Annotated in this window: 24 protein-coding genes; 8 read left to right on the top strand and 16 right to left on the bottom strand. The window is 71.8% G+C overall.

Annotated features, from left to right (window positions below; genetic code table 11):
* The 7 genes from BU198_RS22645 to BU198_RS22675 all read right to left on the bottom strand — a co-directional run.
* A partial coding sequence (locus BU198_RS22645; protein WP_188298690.1) for a Trp biosynthesis-associated membrane protein occupies positions 1-353 on the bottom strand: 353 nt, incomplete at its 3' end.
* Positions 354-379: 26 nt separating this feature from the next.
* Entirely contained in the window at positions 380-919 is a 540-nt protein-coding gene (locus BU198_RS22650; protein WP_188298691.1) for a Uma2 family endonuclease, read from the bottom strand.
* 52 nt (positions 920-971) lie between these two features.
* Positions 972-2495 carry an anthranilate synthase component I gene (locus BU198_RS22655; RefSeq protein WP_188298692.1) on the bottom strand — a complete coding sequence of 508 codons (1524 nt, stop codon included), beginning with the start codon at positions 2493-2495 and terminating at the stop codon, positions 972-974.
* Between the two features lie 38 nt (positions 2496-2533).
* Positions 2534-2905 carry a phosphoribosyl-AMP cyclohydrolase gene (hisI, locus tag BU198_RS22660; RefSeq protein WP_188298693.1) on the bottom strand — a complete coding sequence of 124 codons (372 nt, stop codon included), beginning with the start codon at positions 2903-2905 and terminating at the stop codon, positions 2534-2536.
* A gap of 114 nt (positions 2906-3019) precedes the next feature.
* Positions 3020-3589 carry a hypothetical protein gene (locus BU198_RS22665; protein WP_188298694.1) on the bottom strand — a complete coding sequence of 190 codons (570 nt, stop codon included), beginning with the start codon at positions 3587-3589 and terminating at the stop codon, positions 3020-3022.
* A 184-nt stretch (positions 3590-3773) separates the two neighbouring features.
* A complete protein-coding gene (locus tag BU198_RS22670) occupies positions 3774-4214 on the bottom strand; it encodes an NUDIX domain-containing protein (protein ID WP_188298695.1) in 441 nt (146 codons plus the stop codon).
* Between the two features lie 81 nt (positions 4215-4295).
* A complete protein-coding gene (locus BU198_RS22675) occupies positions 4296-5648 on the bottom strand; it encodes a tetratricopeptide repeat protein (protein WP_188298696.1) in 1353 nt (450 codons plus the stop codon).
* Between the two features lie 191 nt (positions 5649-5839).
* On the opposite strand from BU198_RS22675, the gene BU198_RS22680 reads away from it, so the two are divergent.
* The 4 genes from BU198_RS22680 to BU198_RS22690 all read left to right on the top strand — a co-directional run bounded on the left by BU198_RS22680 (position 5840) and on the right by BU198_RS22690 (position 8529).
* Complete coding sequence (locus tag BU198_RS22680; RefSeq protein WP_188298697.1) at positions 5840-6352, top strand: ATP-binding protein; 513 nt, start codon at positions 5840-5842, stop codon at positions 6350-6352.
* A gap of 120 nt (positions 6353-6472) precedes the next feature.
* Positions 6473-7519, top strand: a complete 1047-nt coding sequence (locus tag BU198_RS22685) for a radical SAM protein (RefSeq protein ID WP_188298698.1) — start codon at positions 6473-6475, stop codon at positions 7517-7519.
* Complete coding sequence (locus tag BU198_RS43395; RefSeq protein ID WP_262987058.1) at positions 7516-7650, top strand: hypothetical protein; 135 nt, start codon at positions 7516-7518, stop codon at positions 7648-7650. The genes BU198_RS22685 and BU198_RS43395 overlap by 4 nt, the downstream gene beginning before the upstream one ends.
* Positions 7651-7719: 69 nt before the next feature.
* Entirely contained in the window at positions 7720-8529 is an 810-nt protein-coding gene (locus BU198_RS22690) for an aminoglycoside phosphotransferase (protein ID WP_188298699.1), read from the top strand.
* 89 nt (positions 8530-8618) lie between these two features.
* Here the strand turns inward: BU198_RS22690 and BU198_RS22695 are convergent, their stop codons facing one another.
* On the bottom strand, positions 8619-9287 hold the full coding sequence (locus BU198_RS22695; protein WP_188298700.1) for a hypothetical protein: 669 nt from the start codon (positions 9285-9287) through the stop codon (positions 8619-8621).
* 111 nt (positions 9288-9398) lie between these two features.
* Here BU198_RS22695 and BU198_RS22700 point away from each other — a divergent pair, with 111 nt between their 5' ends.
* From BU198_RS22700 to BU198_RS22715, 4 genes are all read left to right on the top strand, one after another.
* Complete coding sequence (locus BU198_RS22700; RefSeq protein WP_188298701.1) at positions 9399-10028, top strand: TetR/AcrR family transcriptional regulator; 630 nt, start codon at positions 9399-9401, stop codon at positions 10026-10028.
* A 135-nt stretch (positions 10029-10163) separates the two neighbouring features.
* Positions 10164-10802 (top strand): TIGR03085 family metal-binding protein, encoded by a 639-nt coding sequence (locus BU198_RS22705; protein ID WP_188298702.1) that lies wholly within the window; start codon positions 10164-10166, stop codon positions 10800-10802.
* Positions 10803-10901: 99 nt separating this feature from the next.
* A complete protein-coding gene (locus BU198_RS22710) occupies positions 10902-11324 on the top strand; it encodes a hypothetical protein (protein WP_188298703.1) in 423 nt (140 codons plus the stop codon).
* A gap of 177 nt (positions 11325-11501) precedes the next feature.
* Complete coding sequence (locus BU198_RS22715) at positions 11502-12281, top strand: VOC family protein (RefSeq protein WP_188298704.1); 780 nt, start codon at positions 11502-11504, stop codon at positions 12279-12281.
* Between the two features lie 97 nt (positions 12282-12378).
* On the opposite strand, the gene hisF is transcribed toward BU198_RS22715, so the two are convergent.
* From hisF to hisD, 8 genes are read right to left on the bottom strand one after another with little or no spacing between them, the layout of a single operon-like run.
* A complete protein-coding gene (hisF, locus tag BU198_RS22720) occupies positions 12379-13149 on the bottom strand; it encodes an imidazole glycerol phosphate synthase subunit HisF (protein ID WP_188298705.1) in 771 nt (256 codons plus the stop codon).
* Entirely contained in the window at positions 13146-13586 is a 441-nt protein-coding gene (locus BU198_RS22725) for a RidA family protein (protein WP_188298706.1), read from the bottom strand. Before BU198_RS22725 ends, hisF begins: the two co-directional genes overlap by 4 nt.
* Positions 13583-14305 (bottom strand): bifunctional 1-(5-phosphoribosyl)-5-((5-phosphoribosylamino)methylideneamino)imidazole-4-carboxamide isomerase/phosphoribosylanthranilate isomerase PriA, encoded by a 723-nt coding sequence (priA, locus tag BU198_RS22730; RefSeq protein WP_411293222.1) that lies wholly within the window; start codon positions 14303-14305, stop codon positions 13583-13585. The genes BU198_RS22725 and priA overlap by 4 nt, the downstream gene beginning before the upstream one ends.
* Before the next feature lie 20 nt (positions 14306-14325).
* A complete protein-coding gene (gene hisH, locus BU198_RS22735; protein ID WP_188298707.1) occupies positions 14326-14961 on the bottom strand; it encodes an imidazole glycerol phosphate synthase subunit HisH in 636 nt (211 codons plus the stop codon).
* A gap of 50 nt (positions 14962-15011) precedes the next feature.
* Positions 15012-15164, bottom strand: a complete 153-nt coding sequence (locus BU198_RS22740; RefSeq protein WP_188298708.1) for a hypothetical protein — start codon at positions 15162-15164, stop codon at positions 15012-15014.
* Positions 15161-15754 carry an imidazoleglycerol-phosphate dehydratase HisB gene (hisB, locus tag BU198_RS22745; protein ID WP_188298709.1) on the bottom strand — a complete coding sequence of 198 codons (594 nt, stop codon included), beginning with the start codon at positions 15752-15754 and terminating at the stop codon, positions 15161-15163. Before hisB ends, BU198_RS22740 begins: the two co-directional genes overlap by 4 nt.
* 5 nt (positions 15755-15759) lie before the next feature.
* On the bottom strand, positions 15760-16878 hold the full coding sequence (locus BU198_RS22750; RefSeq protein WP_188298710.1) for a histidinol-phosphate transaminase: 1119 nt from the start codon (positions 16876-16878) through the stop codon (positions 15760-15762).
* A gap of 14 nt (positions 16879-16892) precedes the next feature.
* A complete protein-coding gene (hisD, locus tag BU198_RS22755; protein ID WP_188298711.1) occupies positions 16893-18200 on the bottom strand; it encodes a histidinol dehydrogenase in 1308 nt (435 codons plus the stop codon).
* Between the last annotated feature and the right edge of the window lie 11 nt (positions 18201-18211).

An 18211-nucleotide genomic window follows, 5' to 3' on the forward strand; every position in this document is an offset into this window, starting at 1 on the left:
AGCTTGCGGGCGGCCTCGGCGTCCAGCGCCGCGGCGTCGCCCGCTCCGGCCACCGAGGCGGCCGCGGCGCCGAGCCCGGCCAGCAGGGTCAGCGCGCCGACCGCCAGCCGGCCGGCGCCGCGCACCGCGAACACCGCGACGGCCGCGGCGAGGCCCACCAGGGCCAGCCCGCCCGGGAGTTCGGAGATCCTGCCGCCGGTGACGGACACGTCCAGGGTGCCGGCCCTGCCCTCGGCCCAGGTCCGCCCGGCCGCGGTCAGCACCAGGACGGCGCTCAGCACGGTGAGCAGCAGCATCACGCCGAGGGTGCGGCGGCTGGGGGTGGCGGGGGCGGGGCTCTGCTCAGCGGTCACCCGTCCACTATCCCCCGGCCGACACCTCAGGCCGTACCCGGGGTCGGGAACGGGGCCGGGGTGGGGTCGGGGAGCGGGGACGGGGTGGGGAACTCGTCCGTCCGCAGCACCACCGTGCGGCCGCCGAGCGGCAGGAACAGGTCGTTGCCGAACGGCACCCGCTCGGCCTCCCGGTACACCCCCTCGGGGGACGGCGCGGTGTGCACGGTGCAGACCGCCGCCGCCGGGTCGACCACCACGTACAGCGGGACTCCGCTGCGCGCGTACGCCCTCGCCGCCTCCGCCAGGCCGGGCCTGGCCACCTCCAGCACGGCCTCGACCCCGGCCGCGCCGAACCGGCCCCGGGCGCCGCGCACCGCGTCCCCTGCGAGCACCGCCAGGTCCGGGGCGAGCTCCGCCGGGTCCGGGGCCGGCACCGCCTCAGGCCCGGGGCCGCCGGGTGCAGCCGGGAAGTCGACCGCCACCCCGGACAGCACCCGGCCGTGGCCGGCCGGCTGCTCGCCGAGCTGTCCGGCGGCGCCGAGCACGACCGCCCAGCGCAGTTCGTCGTACGGCACCTCGGGCATCCCGGCCGCCTCCTCGCGCGTTCCGGCAGTCACCGCACCGGCCCCGCGACCGCTACGACGGTTCCGGCGTCCGCAGCGTATTGGCGGTGGCGACGGCCCGCAGCACGGCGGCCGCCTTGTTGCGGCACTCGGTGTCCTCGCCGTGCGGGTCGGAGTCGGCGACCACGCCCGCGCCGGCCTGCACGTACGCGGTGCCGTCGCGCAGCACCGCGGTGCGGATCGCGATCGCGGTGTCCGAGTCCCCGGCGAAGTCCAGATAGCCGACGCAGCCCCCGTACAGGCCGCGGCGGGTGGGCTCCAGCTCCTCGATGATCCGCATCGCCCGCGGCTTGGGCGCGCCGGAGAGGGTGCCGGCCGGGAAGCAGGCGGTCAGCACGTCGAAGGCGGTCCGCCCGGGGGCGACCTTGCCGGTGACCGTCGACACGATGTGCATCACGTGGCTGTAGCGCTCGATCTGCATGAAGTCGACCACCTCGACGCTGCCCGGCTCGCAGACCCGGCCGAGGTCGTTGCGGCCGAGGTCCACCAGCATCAGGTGCTCGGCCCGCTCCTTGGGGTCGGCGAGCAGCTCGGCGGCCAGCGCCGCGTCCTCGTGCGGGGTGGCGCCGCGGTGCCGGGTGCCGGCGATCGGGTGCAGCATCGCCTCGCCCTCGGTGACCTTGACCAGCGCCTCGGGGCTGGACCCGACCACGTCGAAGCCGCCCTCGGCCCCGCCGTCCGGGCCGGGGAAGCGGAACAGGTACATGTACGGGCTGGGGTTGGTGGTGCGCAGCACCCGGTAGACGTCCAGCGCGGAGGCCGGACAGGGCGCCTCGAAGCGCTGCGAGGGCACCACCTGGAAGGCCTCGCCGGCCCGGATCCGCTCCTTGATCTCCTCCACCGCGGCCCGGTACGGCTCGCCGCCGAACGGCGAGTGCACCTCGCCGGGGCCGGCCGGGGTGAAGGTGGCCAGGCCCGGGTCGACCGGCTTGGACAGCTCGGCCTCCATCGCGTCCAGCCGGGCCACCGCGTCCGCCCAGGCCTCGTCCACGCCGCTGGCCAGGTCGTTGTGGTTGACGGCGTTGGCGATCAGCAGCACCGTGCCGTCGACGTGGTCGAGCACCGCGAGGTCGGTGGCGAGCAGCATGGTGAGCTCGGGGAGCCGCAGGTCGTCCGGGTTGAGGTCGGGCAGCTTCTCCAGCCGGCGGACGATGTCGTAGCCGAGGTAGCCGACCAGGCCGCCGGTGAGCGGGGGCAGGCCGTCGTCCTCCTGGCGCGGGGTGTGCAGTGCCTGGAGGGCGGCCCGCAGCACCTCCAGCGGGTCGCCGGTGGTGGGGATGCCGACCGGCGGGGTGCCGAGCCAGCGGGCCCCGCCGTCCGGGCCGACGGTGAGCGAGGCGGCGCTGCGCACCCCGACGAAGGAGTAGCGCGACCAGCTGCGGCCCTGTTCGGCGGACTCCAGCAGGAAGGTGCCGGGGCGCTCCTCGGCGAGGCTGCGGTAGAGGCCGATCGGGGTGAGGCCGTCCGCGAGGAGCCTGCGGGTGACCGGGATGACCCGGGTGTCGACGGCGAGCTTGCGGAAGGCTTCGAGTTCCATGACGGGCGGCACCTTCTGGAGTTGTGGGCGGAGTGGGGTCAGGACAGCGGGAGCACGTCGGCGTCGAAGCAGGTGCGGTCGCCGGTGTGGCAGGCCGCGCCGGTCTGGTCGACCTTGACCAGCAGGGTGTCGCCGTCACAGTCCAGGGCCACCGACTTGACCACCTGGACGTGGCCCGAGGTGTCGCCCTTCACCCAGTACTCACGGCGGCTGCGGCTCCAGTAGGTGCAGCGGCCGGTGGTGAGGGTGCGGTGCAGCGCCTCGTCGTCCATCCAGCCGAGCATCAGCACCTCGCCGGTGTCGTACTGCTGGGCGACGGCCGGGATCAGCCCGTCCTCGGTGCGCTTGAGGCGGGCGGCGATCCCGTTGGCGAGGGCGGTGCTGCCGGGAGTGGCGGGTGTGGTGGACATGGGCCCCATTGTGTCAGCCCGGCCCGCCGTCCCCACGGCGCCCGCCCGCGCTCCCACCTGCGGGGCCGCGCTCCCCGCGGCTTCCGCGGGACGAACCGGACCGCACCGGGCCCGCTACGGGCGCAACTGCCCGGTCAGCTTGGGGCCGCCCTGCTTGTTGCTCACGGTCAGGGTGCAGGTGTAGTCCCGCCAGCCCTGCTGGTAGTTGGCCATGGCCGGGCCGAACTGGCGGCCGTAGTAGGTCTTTCCGTCGCCCTGGCGGGCCTTGGCGGCGGCTTCGGCGTCCTTGCAGCCCTCCCGCATGGCGAGCGCGAGCGGGATCTCCCCGGTGAGGCCGTCGGCGAGCTGGAGGTCGGCGATCACCTCGCCGTCGTGCTCGCCGGCGCACGGGCGCTCCTCCGCCTTGGTGATCACCGGGCTCAGCTGGGGGTGGTCGAAGCAGGCGCCGACCGGGAAGAAGGCGTACGGCGGCGGCGGCTTGGTGGGGGTGGGCGTCGGCGTGGGGGTCGGCGTCGGCGTGGCCGTGGGGGTGGGCGGCGGCGCGGCGGCCGGCTTCTTGTCGTCCGGCCACAGCACCGCGGTGGCCACCACCGCGAGCAGGACGACCAGCACGGCGGCAACGGTGAGAACCAGGCCGCGGGACGGACGGGAGTCGGCTGCGGGCGGCGGCTGCTCGGAGGTCATGGCCACGAGGATGGCCCACACCGGCCCCGCTCGGCAGCCGCTTCGCCGAACTCACCCGTACGGGCTGCCACCCACACCTGAGGCATTGCCATAGGGCACAGACCCGGAAGACCAGAGGCTCTTCAGATGGGCGGGTTTTCGGTGTGGGCTCTCGGCAGGCGGAGATCCCACACCGCAGTCAATCTCACCATGAATCAAGGGAGACGCGCGGGCCGTCGCCGAGATAGCCGATCAGGGCTTCCCTGGTGGTCGAGACGAATTCGTCCGGTACCGCATCGACACCGACCCACGCCACCTCCGAGTGCTTGGCAGGCTCCCCGTTGATGAGGTCGCCGGACCAGCGATGAGCGGCGAAGACAACGGTCAGGAAGCCGTTCGGCGCCTCTACACCTCGGGCCCCATGGATGACATGGGCCAGACGCAGATCCTCGGAGTCAACGACAAGGCCGGTCTCCTCTCTGAGTTCACGCACAGCCGTCTGCGTGATCGGTTCGCCGGGCTCGCTCTTGCCGACCGGCAGATCCCACATGCCCCGCGCGAACTTCGCCTTCGGCCCTCGCCTCAGGAGAACGACTCGCTGGGCTTCGAGATCGTGAACGATGACGGCCGCGACCAACAGGGTCATCGACTCCGTAGCTGGCCTGAGAGGGGGCTGATCAGCGGTCGGGTGAGCCACGTCAGTCGGGTCCTTTCTCCAGTGCGGCTGTCACGTCAGTGCTTCGCCTGCGCGGCGCTCCAAGTCAACGGCTCCTGGGACACCACGTCTACGATAGATCGCCACGCAGGGACGGATCGAAGAGATCGCCTTTCTCGTCCGATCCGACGTCATACCGTCCATGAGATCGAGCGCACGCCCCCAAGTCACCACCGCCTCGTCCGCCCGGGCCTGAGCAGCCAGACTGTCGCCGAGATCGGCGTAGGTGAGGGCATGAACACGCTTGTACTTCTCCGCATCCCAACGGATCAACGCGGCACGGTGCTGCCCTTCCGTTCCAGCATGGTCCCCAAGGTCAGTAAGAGTGCGGGCCGTGTGACTGGCGATGGTCCCGGCCGCCGGGCCGCTGACGAGCGAGAAGCTGGGCTGCTGGTCGCCGTCGCGGATCAGCGAGTTCTCCGCCATAAGGAGCGCCTTGGCTGCAGCGGGCTTGTCACGGGTGGCGGCAAAAGCGCGGGCGTGGGTGATGTGGAGAAGTGCTTCGGTCCTCCCATCCACGCGACCGACGCTCCGAGCGAGCGCATTCTCGATCAACGCCACACAGTGATGGGGCTGCTTGAGGCTGAGCGCCTGGTGCGCCAGAGCACGCATCATCCATCCGGCATGACCGTGAGGGTCAGCCTCGACAGCGAGCTGATAGCCGACCTGGTAGTAGTGCTGTGCCGCACCTTCATGGCCAAGGTCATGGTGCTTCCACCCCGCCAGGTAAGCGAGTTCGGCGACCGCCCCGAAAGCTCGACGCCGCGTACTTTCATCGGGAAAACGACCGTTGAGCATCGGGGCTGCCGTGTCGGCAAGGTAGGCGGTGACGGTCGTGAGCCCGTGCCCGCCGCCGAGTCGTTCATCTGCGGCGCTGAACGCGGCGGTGACCTCTCGGACGACTTCGACTTCCTCCGTACCCACGCGCACCGCTCCGGTTCGAGCCCGCATCAGGCGCGAGATCGGTTCGGGGTCGTAGAGCAGCGGCATTGCCACTCCAGCGGTGGTAAAGGCGGCAACGGCCAGGAAGGTTCGACGCTCAACGTCCGCGCGGCCGAGGTTGGCAACCGCCTCAACCGGATCACCACTCGCCGCCAACGACTCTTCCGGGGAGGCGAAGCCGAGCTCCGCCAGGGTGAAACGACGCCCGGAGCGACGGGACAGCGCCTCGGCGATGTACCCACCAACCTGCCCGGCCGGCTGTGCGCCCTTGATCCAGTGAGCCACGGCGGACTTGTTGGTCAGCAGCGTCTCGCCGTTCTCCGCACCGATTCGCCGCACAGCGCCGGCCAACGCCTCATAGGTGCATCCGGTGGCTGAAATCGCCTCCCTGAGGCGATGGTTGGGCTCCTTGCGTGTGGCCACGACAGATCCTCCGAGCTGGAGCGGTAAACCGCGTAAACCACTCTACGTGTCGACAAGCCTACCGATCGTGCACTTGGGCCTGTTCACTGAACTCAAGCCTGCCGGGGCACCGAGTCCCACTCCACTCCAGGCCTGACCGCCGTACGGCTGCTCCCCGCCGCGCCGATCAACACCCCAGTCCGGGAGGGCTGATGAACACCAACCACTGCGCCGTGCTCCCGACACCGAAGACTCGGGAAGTACAGCCGACGAGGGAGGCTGCACACACCGCCCGGCTGTGGGTGATGCGTGCGGCTCGGTCATGGTCGGAGCTCCTGTCCGAGGAGGCGTTGCGTGACGTGGAACTGTGCGCAGCCGAGTTGATCACCAACTCCGTCGAGCACACCGAGAAGCGCTCCCATGTCACGGTGTGCTGGACCGGTGTGCGACTGCGGGTCGAAGTCGCTGATTCGGGCCCGGGTCTTCCCAACATGATCACGGCCGATGAGACGGCCACGGACGGTCGCGGCCTCCTCCTGGTGGAGGCGCTCGCACACTCCTGGGGCTGGTACCTGGTGAAGACCGGCAAGGTGACGTGGTTCGAGGTGGCGCCCACCCGGACGACGGGCGGCGCGCAGCCCCCCCACGTTGTCGCGGTACGAGATCCGGCTCATCGACTCTCGGAACCCTCACTTCCGCCTCCTGGAGTGCTGGGGAATCTATGACCACGAGCAGCACGATTACATGCGTGCTCCGGGCGACTCGGTCCGGATCAGGCGCCATTACACCGAGTGCGCCGCCGAGGCGTATCTGCGAGCCCTGCTACCAGGCGAAGGAGACGCATCTTGCACGACCTGATCGCGAGCCCGTTCCTCAACAGCTTCGTTCTGCTGCGACCGAGCCGGCTGGAGGGCATCAAGCTGTCCGAGCTGCGGTTCCGAGAACTGGAGCGAGCCCGTGACTCCGGGATCGGCATTCCTTCCTGGCTCGCTGATGCCGCCCACGCGCGTTGGGGCGTGGAACTGACTCCTCGACGCCTGGAGGAGGCCGTTCTCGTCCGCGACGCGCCGCTGTACGGGCACAGTCGGGCAAGTTGGGAGATCAACCTCGGCATGCTTCTCGTCCTCCGGGACGCCGGGATCCTGTGGCTCCAGATCACGGGGGGCGAGTCCCTGATCGACCCCCACTTCGCAGCCGCGTGCCAACTCGCCCACAACCTGGGGATGATGATCGAGGTCCTGACGAACGGCACCCGGCTGGCGAACTCCGTCACCCTGGAAGCACTCACCGCCGGCAGGCCGTACCGGGTCACCGTCTCACTCTATGGGGCGACCGCGGAGACGTACGACTCGTTCACCCGCCGCCGGGGCACCTTCAGGCGAGTCACGCACGGACTGGCCGCCGGGATCGCGGCAGGCCTTCCCTTGCAACTGGCTCTGATCGTCACCGCGCAGAACGCACACGAGCACGACGGGATGCGCAGGCTGGCGGACCAACTCGGGCTTCCGTACAAGGAGTACACCCACATGTCGCCGACGATCTACAGCGGCGCCGAATCGCTTGCGTCCCAGTCACCCGCTCACCTGAAGCCACTCGAACGGTTCACGGGCTGCAACGCGGGACACACGTTCCTGCACGTCGACCCGCACGGGCGGGCCTCGATCTGCAAGGTCGGCCGAGACGAACAGATCGACCTCATGGCCGAGGGCACCCAAGGCCTCGCCAGGCTCGGCGGAATCGCCGACCACCTCATGCTTCGCACCGGTGGCTGCTCCGGCTGCCAGCTCTCCGACAACTGCTCGGTGTGCAGGCCACTGGCCAAGCGATACCAGGAAGCGAAGGCTCCACTGAACACCTACTGCCGGCACGGACAGAAGGGGAACTCGGCATGACCACCATCATGGTCCAGATGACCGCCACGCGTACGGAGAAGGACGAGGAGGAGGTCTCGTTCATCGACGACCTGGAGGACTTCAGCGCCGACGCCCTCCCGGGGTGCGGCGACGACAATCCGTACCAGTAGGACTTGATCCCGAAGGCCGACGGCCCTGGCGCCGTCGGCCTTCGGGCCGGTTCTGGGAGGCTGTGCGCCGTGACCACCACCCGTGTCCGCTGGACGGACCTGCCCGACTCCGTTCGCCTGGCCGCCTCTGCCCGGCTCGGAGGGCGGGTCCTCACCGCGGAGACCGTCCCGGCCGGATTCAATTCCGAGATCGCCGCCAGGCTCGCTACCGCGGAGGGCAGTGTGTTCGTCAAGGGCATGCGGCTGAGCCACCCGCGGGTGTGGACCCAGCAACGGGAGGCGGAGATCAACCCCTTCCTTCCAGGGCTCGCCCCAAAGGTGCTGTGGCATCTGGAGGTTGACGGCTGGAGTCTGGTCGCGTTCGAACACATCAAGGGCCGTCACGCCGACTACGAGGCCTCCGGGGACCTGGAGCTCATGGTCGACGTCCTCAGCCGACTCGGCAGCACGCCATGCCCCGAGATCGGGATTCGTCGTGCCGAGCAGCGCTGGTCCGCATACGTGGACGATCCCGGGATGCCGGCCCGATTCGCCGGCGGTTCCCTGCTGCACACCGACCTGAACAACGAGAACGCGTTGATCCGCCAGGATCGCGCGCTCCTGGTCGACTGGGCGTGGGCCACCCGTGGAGCGCCCTGGATCGACCCGGCTCTGTGGGTGATCTGGTTGATCGCCGCGGGCGGCCACAGTCCGGCCTCGGCGGAGGCGTGGGCTGCCAGGGTTCCGGCGTGGCAGCGCGGCGAGCCGGCGGTGGTGGACGCCTTCGCGCGGGCTCAGGCCCGGATGTGGGCCGACATCGCCGGAGCGGATCCGGACCCGTGGACTGCCGGGCTGCGCCGGGCAGCTCAGCGGTGGGCCGGCTTCCGGGGTGGTCGGTGACATCCCGGTCGGCAGACGTCGGCCCCGACCGGGTTCCGGTCGGGGCCGACGTCATTGCGCGCCGCGGGAGGCTGCCGCCATGCCCCCGGTCAGGCCGCTCGCCCGGGGGCCGGGCGGGGCAGGCGGCGGCGGACCGCCCAGACGGCCGCGGCGAGGGCGAAGCCGTAGACGGAGACCAGCCCGTGGCCGTTGTCCTGGGCGATCCACATCGCGAGGCCGAGCGCGGGGACGCCGGCCGCCAGGGCGAGTTCCCTGGGCAGGCGGGTGCGGGTGAGGAAGGCGAGGGCGAGGGTGGCGCCGAGGAAGTAGGTGGCGCCGGAGCTGCCGGCGAAGTTGCGCGGGTCGGTGCTGGGCCCGTCGCCGAGGCCGAGCAGGGTGTCGATCCGGCCGGGCAGCAGGATGCCGGCGAGGAAGAAGCCGAGGGTGAGCGGGCCGCCCCAGTACCACTGGGCGAGCGCGGCGACGGCGGCGAGGGTGACGAGGTTCCACAGGCCGCCGAAGAGGCCGCCGTTCTGCATGAACACCGAGGTGAACTCGCGCCACCAGCCGGTCCTGGCGGGGTCCGCGTCGAGCGCGTCCATGGCGCCGGACCAGACCAGCTGGAGCAGCACGCCGCCGACGGCGAGCGCGGTCAGGCCGATCGCCGCCCACGGGAGCTGCCGCCCCCGCAGGGTCTCGCGGCCGACCACGCCGAGCCCGCAGTTGACCATCATGACCATCAGCGCGGCCGTGGTCACGTTGAAGACGATCGCCCCCATTGCCTGTCCCCTCCCCCTGGTTCCGGCGCTTTCCAACGCCGTTCGAAAATCCGATGACGCAAAGCTAGCACAGTTTTCGAACAGTGTTGGAAAGCGTTGTACGGTAGGCCCATGAAGCTCACCAAGGACCGCATCGTCGACGCGGGCATGGCCGTCTTCGCCGAGGTCGGCTACCAGAACCTGTCCATGCGCCAGGTCGCCGACCGCCTCGACGCCCACGCGGGCAGCCTCTACTACCACGTACGCGGCAAGGACGAACTGCTCGCCCTGATGGCCGACCGGGTCTGCCGCCGGGCGTACGACGCCGGCACCGAAGCCCTGGACGGCCTTCCGGCCACCGCCACCTGGCAGGACCGCGTCCGGACCCAGGCCACCGCCCTGCGCCTGAGCATCAAGCAGCACCCCGGCGGCGCCCAGCTCCTCGCCGAGAGCCCCGGCACGCTCAGCACCGGCGCCCTCTCCCTGATGGAACGCCTGCTGCGCACCCTCCTCGACGCCGGCCTGCCCGCCGGCCACTGCGCCATCGCCGCCGACACCCTCCTCAGCCACGTCACCGGCTTCGTCCTCCAGGAGCAGAACCAGCCGGCCGCGCCGCCGCCCGTCACCGCCGAGCTGTACGCCGAACTGTGCGAGCGGTTCCCCCTGGTCATGGGCCCGTCGATGCCGCGCCTGAGCCAGGACGAGAAGTTCACCCGGAGCGTCCGCCTGCTCTGCGCCGGCTTCGCGGCCACCCCCGGCTGACGGGAACCGGCTGACGGGGATGGGCTGGCGGGGATCGGCTGACGGGAACCGGGCCCCGGAAACCAGGAGACGGCACCCCGGAGACCCCGACCGCCGGACCGGCCCGGCACAGGACCGACCCCCTAGGCTGACGCCATGTCGAACCACGCCCTCGCCGAACGCCACCGGCTCGCCCGACTGCTCACCGCCGCCGGGCCGGACGCCCCCACCCTCTGCGCCGGCTGGACCACCCGGGACCTCGCCGCCCACCTGGTCGTCCGCGAGCGCCGCCCCGACGCCGCCGCGGGCATCCGGGTCGGCGCACTGGCCGGCTGGACGCAGCGGGTGCAGGACGGCTACGCCGAGCGGCCGTACGAGGAGCTGGTGTGGCTGTTCCGGGCCGGCCCGCCGGTCTACTCCCCGTTCGCCCTGCCCGGTGCCGACGAGGCGGCGAACACCGTGGAGTACTTCGTCCACTCCGAGGACGTCGTGCGCGCGGCCGAGGACTGGACCGGGCAGCCCGTCCCGCCCGGCCGCGCCGAGGCCCTGTGGCGCCGCCTCCCCCTCATCGCCCGCTTCGAGGCGGGCCGCCGCTCCCCCGTGCGGCTGGCCCTCACCCACCCGGACGGCCGTTCCCTCACCGTCGGCCCGGCCGGCGCCCCCACCGTCCACCTCACCGGCGAACCCGGCGAGCTGGTCCTCTTCGCCTACGGCCGGGGCGACCGGACCACCCTCACCGTCGACGGCGCCCCCGACGCCGTCGAGGCCCTCCGCCACGTCCTGCCGCTGCCGTGACCGCTCCCCGATCAACGCGGAGGTCCCGCGCGTTGATCGGCTGTCGATCCGCCCCCGGCAGGATCGGTGCCTGTCCCGACAACGACAGGAAGGAACACTGTGTTCGACAACAGGATGAAGCGAGCCGTCGTCACCACCGTGGCCGCCACGGCGCTGGCCGGAGGGCTGGGGTTCGTCACCGCCGGCTCGGCGGCGGCGGGCGTGGGTGGCCCCGAGTGCCGCAGCGACGGCACCAAGAGCGCGTGCATCGAGATGACCGACTCGGTCATCTCCGCCGGCGCGCACACCAACTTCGCGTCCGCCGCCTGCCAGGCCCCGGTCTTCCTCTGGGACGACACCACCGGCGAGAACTTCCAGGTGGGGCACCGGTGTGCCACCGGCCGGCACTACTACGACGGCTACATCGTGTTCCCGAAGGAGGGGCACACCTACCGCACCGAGCTGCGGGTCTACTGGGACGGCGGGAGTGGCTACAACAGCATCTCCTCGCCGTCCCGCACCTGGCACAAGACCGGGGGCTGAGCCCAGGACGGGCCCGCCAGGGGCGGGCCCGTCGCGCTCCCCCGACCGTGCTCCGGCTGCGGATGTCGGTGCCCGGGTGCAGACTCGCAGGTGGCCGGGGAGCGGGCGGGCGCGCGCCCGACGGAACCGCCCCGGTCACTTCGCCGAAGCGTCGAACCGTCGAAGGGGCACCCTCCCATGATCACCACCGACTTCCCCATCGGCTCGCCCTGCTGGATCGACCTGGGCAGCCCGGACATCCCCGCCACCGCCGGCTTCTACCGCGAGGTCTTCGGCTGGACGTTCCTGGAGATCCCCGAGACCGGCGGCTACGGCTTCGTCCAGCTGAACGGGAGGACCGTCGGCGCGATCGGCTCGCTCGACGCGGGTGACAGCTCCACCTGGACGACGTACTTCCGCAGCGCCGACGCGGACGCCACCGCCAACGCCGTGCAGCAGGCCGGCGGCAAGGTCCTGGTCGAGCCCATGGACGTGATGCGGGAGGGCCGGCTGGCACAGTTCTCGGACCCGCAGGGCGCCCGGTTCGCCGTCTGGCAGGCCGGCGACACCAAGGGACTGGACGCCGTCTCGGAGGAGGGCGCCCTGGTCTGGGCCGAGCTGCACACGTCCGACCAGGACGGCGCCTTCACCTTCTACCGGCAGCTGTTCGGCTGGCGGGTGGAGAACTTCGAGCCGTCGCCGGGCATGAGCTACCGGGTGGTCTCCACCGCCGAGGGCGACCAGCGGGACACCGGCTTCGGCGGGATCGCCCCGGTCATGTCGCCGGAGCAGCCCCCCGCCTGGACGCCGTACTTCGCCGCCGAGGACGTGGACGCGGTGGTCGCCAGGGCGACGGCGGCCGGCGGCTCGGTGCTGATGCCGGCCTCGGACGTGGAGAACGTCGGCCGGATCGCCTGGCTCGCGGACCCGAACGGCGCCCCCTTCGCGCTGATCAAGGGCGAGCCCCGGGAGTCCTGAGCCCGCGGAGAACCCGGGAGTCCTGAGCCGGCGGGAGTCCTGAGCCGACAAAAGGAGCGGTGCCCGTCCGCGAACGCGGACGGGCACCGCCACAAGATCAGCGCACCGGGTGCCCGGCCTCCCGCAGCGCGCCCTTGACGTCGCCGATCCGCAGGTCCCCGAAGTGGAACACGCTGGCCGCCAGCACCGCGTCCGCACCCGCGTCGACGGCCGGCCCGAAGTCCGCGAGCTTGCCCGCCCCGCCGGAGGCGATCACCGGCACCGAGACGGCCTTGCGCACGGCCCGGATCATGTCCAGGTCGTAGCCGTCCTTGGTGCCGTCCGCGTCCATCGAGTTGAGCAGGATCTCGCCCGCGCCCAGCTCGGCGGCGCGGCCCGCCCACTCGACGGCGTCGAGCCCGGTGCCCTGGCGCCCGCCGTGCGTGGTGACTTCGAAACCGGACTCGGTCTCCACGCCGGAGGGGCAGCGCCGGGCGTCGACCGAGAGCACCAGCACCTGCCGCCCGAACCGCCGGGCGATCTCCCGCACCAGCTCCGGCCGGGCGATCGCCGCGGTGTTGACGCCGACCTTGTCGGCGCCGGCCCGCAGCAGCTTGTCGACGTCCTCGACGGCGCGGATGCCGCCGCCCACGGTCAGCGGGATGAACACCTGCTCGGCGGTGCGGCGGACCACGTCGTAGGTGGTCTCCCGGTCGCCGGAGGAGGCGGTGATGTCGAGGAAGGTCAGCTCGTCGGCGCCCTCGGCGTCGTAGAGCTTGGCCATCTCGACCGGGTCGCCGGCGTCGCGCAGGTTCTGGAAGTTGACGCCCTTGACCACCCGCCCGGCGTCCACGTCGAGGCAGGGGATGACACGTACTGCGAGGGTCACGGCTGTTCGCCTTCCGGGGCTTCCAGGGTCTTTGCCAGCCCGGATCGGTACGCGTCGAGCTCGACCTCGACCAGCATCCGGGAGTCGATCAGTCCGTCGACCACCACCATGGTGGCCACCGGGCGTGCGGCGCCGAAGAGTTCGCGGTGGGCGCGGCCCACCTCCTCGGCGTCGCGGACGTGGGCGATGTACATCCGGGTGCGGACGACGTCGTCCGTGGTCAGACCGTACGCGGCGAGGGCCGAGAGCCCGACGCCGAACGCGGCGAGGGTCTGCCGGTACGGGTCGCCCTCGTGCTCGATCCGGCCGTCCACCCAGGCGGTGGAGCCGGCCACGTGCACGTGGTCGCCCGCGGCGACCGCCCGGGAGTAGCCGAACTCGTCCTCCCAGGGGGAGAATCCGCCGACCCTGCCACGTACGATCCGACCGTCCGTCATCCTGAAACCGCCTCCAGGGCCTCTTCGAGGGTGAACTTCTGCTCGTAGAGTGCCTTGCCCACGATGGCGCCCTCGACACCCTCGCCGACCAGCGAGGCGATGGCGCGCAGGTCGTCCAGCGAGGAAACGCCGCCGGAGGCGACCACGGGCTTGTCCGTCGCGGCGCAGACGTCGCGCAGCAGCTGGAGGTTGGGGCCGGTCAGGGTGCCGTCCCGGTTGACGTCGGTGACGACGTAGCGGGCGCAGCCCTCCTGGTCGAGGCGGGCCAGCACGTCGAAGAGCTGGCCGCCGTCGCGGGTCCAGCCGCGGCCGCGCAGGGTGGTGCCGACCACGTCCAGGCCGACGGCGATCTTGTCGCCGTGCTCGGCGATGGCCTTGGCGACCCACTCCGGGGCCTCCAGGGCGGCGGTGCCGAGGTTGACCCGGGTGCAGCCGGTGGCGAGCGCGCGGGCCAGCGACTCGTCGTCGCGGATGCCGCCGGACAGCTCGACCTTGATGTCCAGCCTGCCGGTGACGTCGCGCAGCAGCTCGTAGTTGCTGCCCGTCCCGAAGGCGGCGTCCAGGTCGACCAGGTGCAGCCACTCGGCGCCGGCGTTCTGCCAGGCGAGGGCGGCGGCGAGCGGCTCGCCGAAGGAGGTCTCGGTGCCGGAGGCGCCCTTGACCAGGCGGACGGCCTGGCCGTCGCGGACATCGACGGCGGGCAGCAGTTCGAGGCTCATCAGTTCCAGCTCTCAGACAGTCAGAGGGTGTTGACCCAGTTGGTCAGCAGGGCGGCGCCGGCGTCGCCGGACTTCTCGGGGTGGAACTGGGTGGCCCACAGCGGGCCGTTCTCGATGGCGGCGACGAACGGCTGTCCGTGCGTGGCCCAGGTGACCAGCGGCGGGTTGATCCGCGCGCTGTGGGTCTCCAGCTCCCAGTGCCGGACGCCGTAGGAGTGCACGAAGTAGAAGCGGGTCTGCGCGTCGAGGCCGGCGAACATCCGGCTGTCCTCGGGCGCGTCCACGGTGTTCCAGCCCATGTGCGGGACGACGGGGGCGTCCAGCGGCTCCACGGTGCCGGGCCACTCGTCGCAGCCGGCCGTCTCGACGCCGTGCTCGACCCCCTTCTCGAAGAGGATCTGCATGCCGACGCAGATGCCCATGACCGGTCGGCCCCCGGCGAGCCGGCGGTCGATGATCCAGTCCCCGCGGACGGACTTGAGCCCGCGCATGCAGGCCTCGAAGGCGCCCACGCCGGGGACGAGCAGGCCGTCCGCGGCCATCGCGGTGTCGTAGTCGGAGCTGACCGTGACGTCCGCTCCGGTCCGCTCCAGGGCGCGCTGCGCCGAGCGGAGGTTGCCGGAGCCGTAGTCGAGGACGACGACGTTCTTGCCCATTGTTCAGGTGTCCAGTCTCTGTGCGGCGGGCGGCGGGCGGTGGCGGCTGGCTACAGGCGCATGAGGCCGGAGGCCAGGCACATCACGGAGCCGAAGGCCAGCACCAGGATGACGCTCCTGGAGTGCTTCTGCTTCCAGAAGGAGATCACTCCGCCGCCCAGGAAGAGGCCGACGAAGATGAGGATCATCGCGGTATTGCTCACAGCGCACCCTTGGTCGACGGAAGGATTCCGGCCGCGCGCGGGTCGCGCTCGGCGGCGTAGCGCAGCGCCCGGGCCAGCGCCTTGAACTGGCACTCCACGATGTGGTGCGCGTTGCGCCCGTACGGCACGTGGACGTGCAGCGCGATCTGCGCCTGGGCCACGAAGGACTCCAGGATGTGCCGGGTCATCGTGGTGTCGTACGAGCCGATCATCGGTGCGATGCCCTCGGGCTCGGTGTGCACCAGGTACGGCCGGCCGGAGAGGTCCACGGTGACCTGGGCGAGCGACTCGTCCAGCGGCACGGTGCAGTTGCCGAAGCGGTAGATGCCCACCTTGTCGCCGAGCGCCTGCTTGAAGGCGGCGCCGAGCGCGAGGGCGGTGTCCTCGATGGTGTGGTGGGTGTCGATGTGCAGGTCGCCGTCGGTCTTGACGGTGAGGTCGAACAGACCGTGCCGGCCGAGCTGGTCGAGCATGTGGTCGTAGAAGCCGACGCCCGTGGAGATCTCGGTCCTCCCGGTGCCGTCGAGGTCTATCTCGACCAGGACGGAGGTCTCCTTGGTGGTGCGCTCGACGCGTCCGATGCGGGACATGGGGGTCACAGCTCCTTGATCACATTGCGGACGGCGTCCAGGAAGGCGTCGTTCTCGGCGGGCGTGCCGGCGGTGACGCGCAGCCACCCGGGGACGCCGTTGTCGCGGACCAGGACGCCCTGGTCGAGGATCGCCTGCCAGACCGCGTGGGTGTCGGCGAAGCGGCCGAACTGGACGAAGTTGGCGTCCGAGTCGGTGACCTCCAGGCCGAGCCCGCGCAGCGCGTCGACCAGCCGGTCGCGCTCCTCCTTGAGCCGCCCGACGTACCCGAGGAGGGTGTCGGTGTGCTCCAGGCAGGCCAGCGCGGTGGCCTGGGTGACGGCGGACAGGTGGTACGGCAGCCGGACCAGCTGCACCGCGTCCACCACCGCCGCGTCGGCGGCCAGGTAGCCCAGGCGCAGCCCGGCCGCGCCGAAGGCCTTGGACATGGTGCGGCTGACCACCAGGTTGGGGCGGCCCTCGATCAGCGGCAGCAGCGAGGGGCGGTGCGAGAACTCGACGTACGCCTCGTCCACCACCACCAGGCTGGGCCGGGCGGCCTGCGCGGCCTCGTACAGCCGCAGCACGGTGCCGGCGTCCACGGCGGTGCCGGTCGGGTTGTTCGGCGAGCAGACGAACACCACGTTCGGCCGGTGCTCCGCGATGGCGGCGACGGCGGCGTCCACGTCGATGGTGAAGTCGTCGTTGCGCGGGCCGGAGATCCACGCGGTGCCGGTGCCGCGGGAGATCAGCGCGTGCATCGAGTACGAGGGCTCGAAGCCGAGCGCGCTGCGGCCGGGGCCGCCGAAGGTCTGCAACAGCTGCTGGAGCACCTCGTTGGAGCCGTTGGCGGCCCACACCTGCTCGCGGCCGACCGGGAAGCCGGTGGTCTTCCCGAGGTACCCGGCCAGGCCCTCGCGCAGCTCGACCGCGTCCCGGTCGGGGTACCGGTTCAGCCCGCGGGCGGCCTCGGCGACCCGCTCGGCGATCCGGGCCACCAGCTCCTCGGGCAGCGGGTACGGGTTCTCGTTGGTGTTCAGCTGGACGGGCACGTCCAGCTGCGGCGCGCCGTACGGGGACTGGCCGCGCAGCTCCTCCCGGACCGGGAGGTCGTCGATCCGGGTCGTGCTGTTCGTACGGGTCACAGAAACCTCAGGAGTCACGAGCCGGGAACCGTCCAGTCGAAGCGTGCCTTGATCGCGTCGCCGTGCCCCGGCAGGTCCTCGGCGTCGGCCAGGGTGACCACGTGCGCGGCGACGTCCGCCAGCGCGTCCCGGTCGTACTCGACGACCTGGACGCTGCGCAGGAACGTCTGCACCGACAGCCCGGAGGAGTGGCAGGCGCAGCCGCCGGTCGGCAGCACGTGGTTGGAGCCGGCCGCGTAGTCGCCCAGCGAGACCGGGGTCCAGCGGCCGATGAAGATCGCGCCGGCGTTGACGACCCTGGCCGCCACCGCGTGGGCGTCGCGGGTCTGGATCTCCAGGTGCTCGGCCGCGTACGCGTTGACCACGGCGAGGCCCTGCTCCAGGTCGTCGACCAGGATGATGCCGGACTGCCGGCCGCCCAGCGCCTCGGCCACCCGCTCGCCGTGCTTGGTCCTCGCGACCTGCACGGCCAGCTCGGCCTCGACCGCGTCGGCCAGCGCCGGGGAGTCGGTGACCAGCACCGAGCCCGAGGTCGGGCCGTGCTCGGCCTGGCTGATCAGGTCGGCGGCGACGTCGGACGGCAGCGCGCTGTCGTCGGCGAGGACGGCGATCTCGGTCGGGCCGGCCTCGGAGTCGATGCCGATCCGGCCGGCGAAGTAGCGCTTGGCGGCGGCCACGTAGATGTTGCCCGGGCCGGTGACCATGTTGACCGGCGCGCACTCCTCGGTGCCGAGGGCGAACATCGCGACCGCCTGGGCACCGCCGACGGAGTAGACCTCGTCCACGCCGAGCAGCGCGCAGGCCGCCAGGATGGCCGGGTGGACCCGGCCCCCGTACTCCTTCTGCGGCGGCGAGGTGACCGCGATGCCCCTGACGCCCGCCTCCTGGGCCGGCACCACGTTCATCACGACGGAGGACGGGTAGACCGCCAGCCCGCCGGGCACGTAGAGGCCGACCCGCTCGACCGGCACCCAGCGCTGGGTGACCGTGCCGCCCGGCACCACCTGGGTGGTGTGCCCGGTGCGGCGCTGGTCCCCGTGCACGGCTCGGGCCCGGCGGATCGACTCCTCCAGGGCGGCCCGCACCTTCGGGTCCAGCGTCTCCAGGGCGGCGGTCAGCTGCTCGGCCGGGACCCGGGTCGACTCCAGCCGGACGCCGTCGAAGCGCTCGGTGATCTCGATCAGCGCCGCGACCCCGCGATGGTGCACGTCCTCGGCGATCGGCCGCACCTTCTCCAGGGCGTCGGCAACGTCGAACTCGGCACGGGGCAGCAGGTCACGCGGGTCGTCCAGCGAGCCGCGGAGGTCGATTCGAGAGATCACGCCACCCAGTG

Source organism: Streptomyces sp. CBMA156, assembly GCF_014596515.1.
GTDB lineage: Bacteria > Actinomycetota > Actinomycetes > Streptomycetales > Streptomycetaceae > Kitasatospora.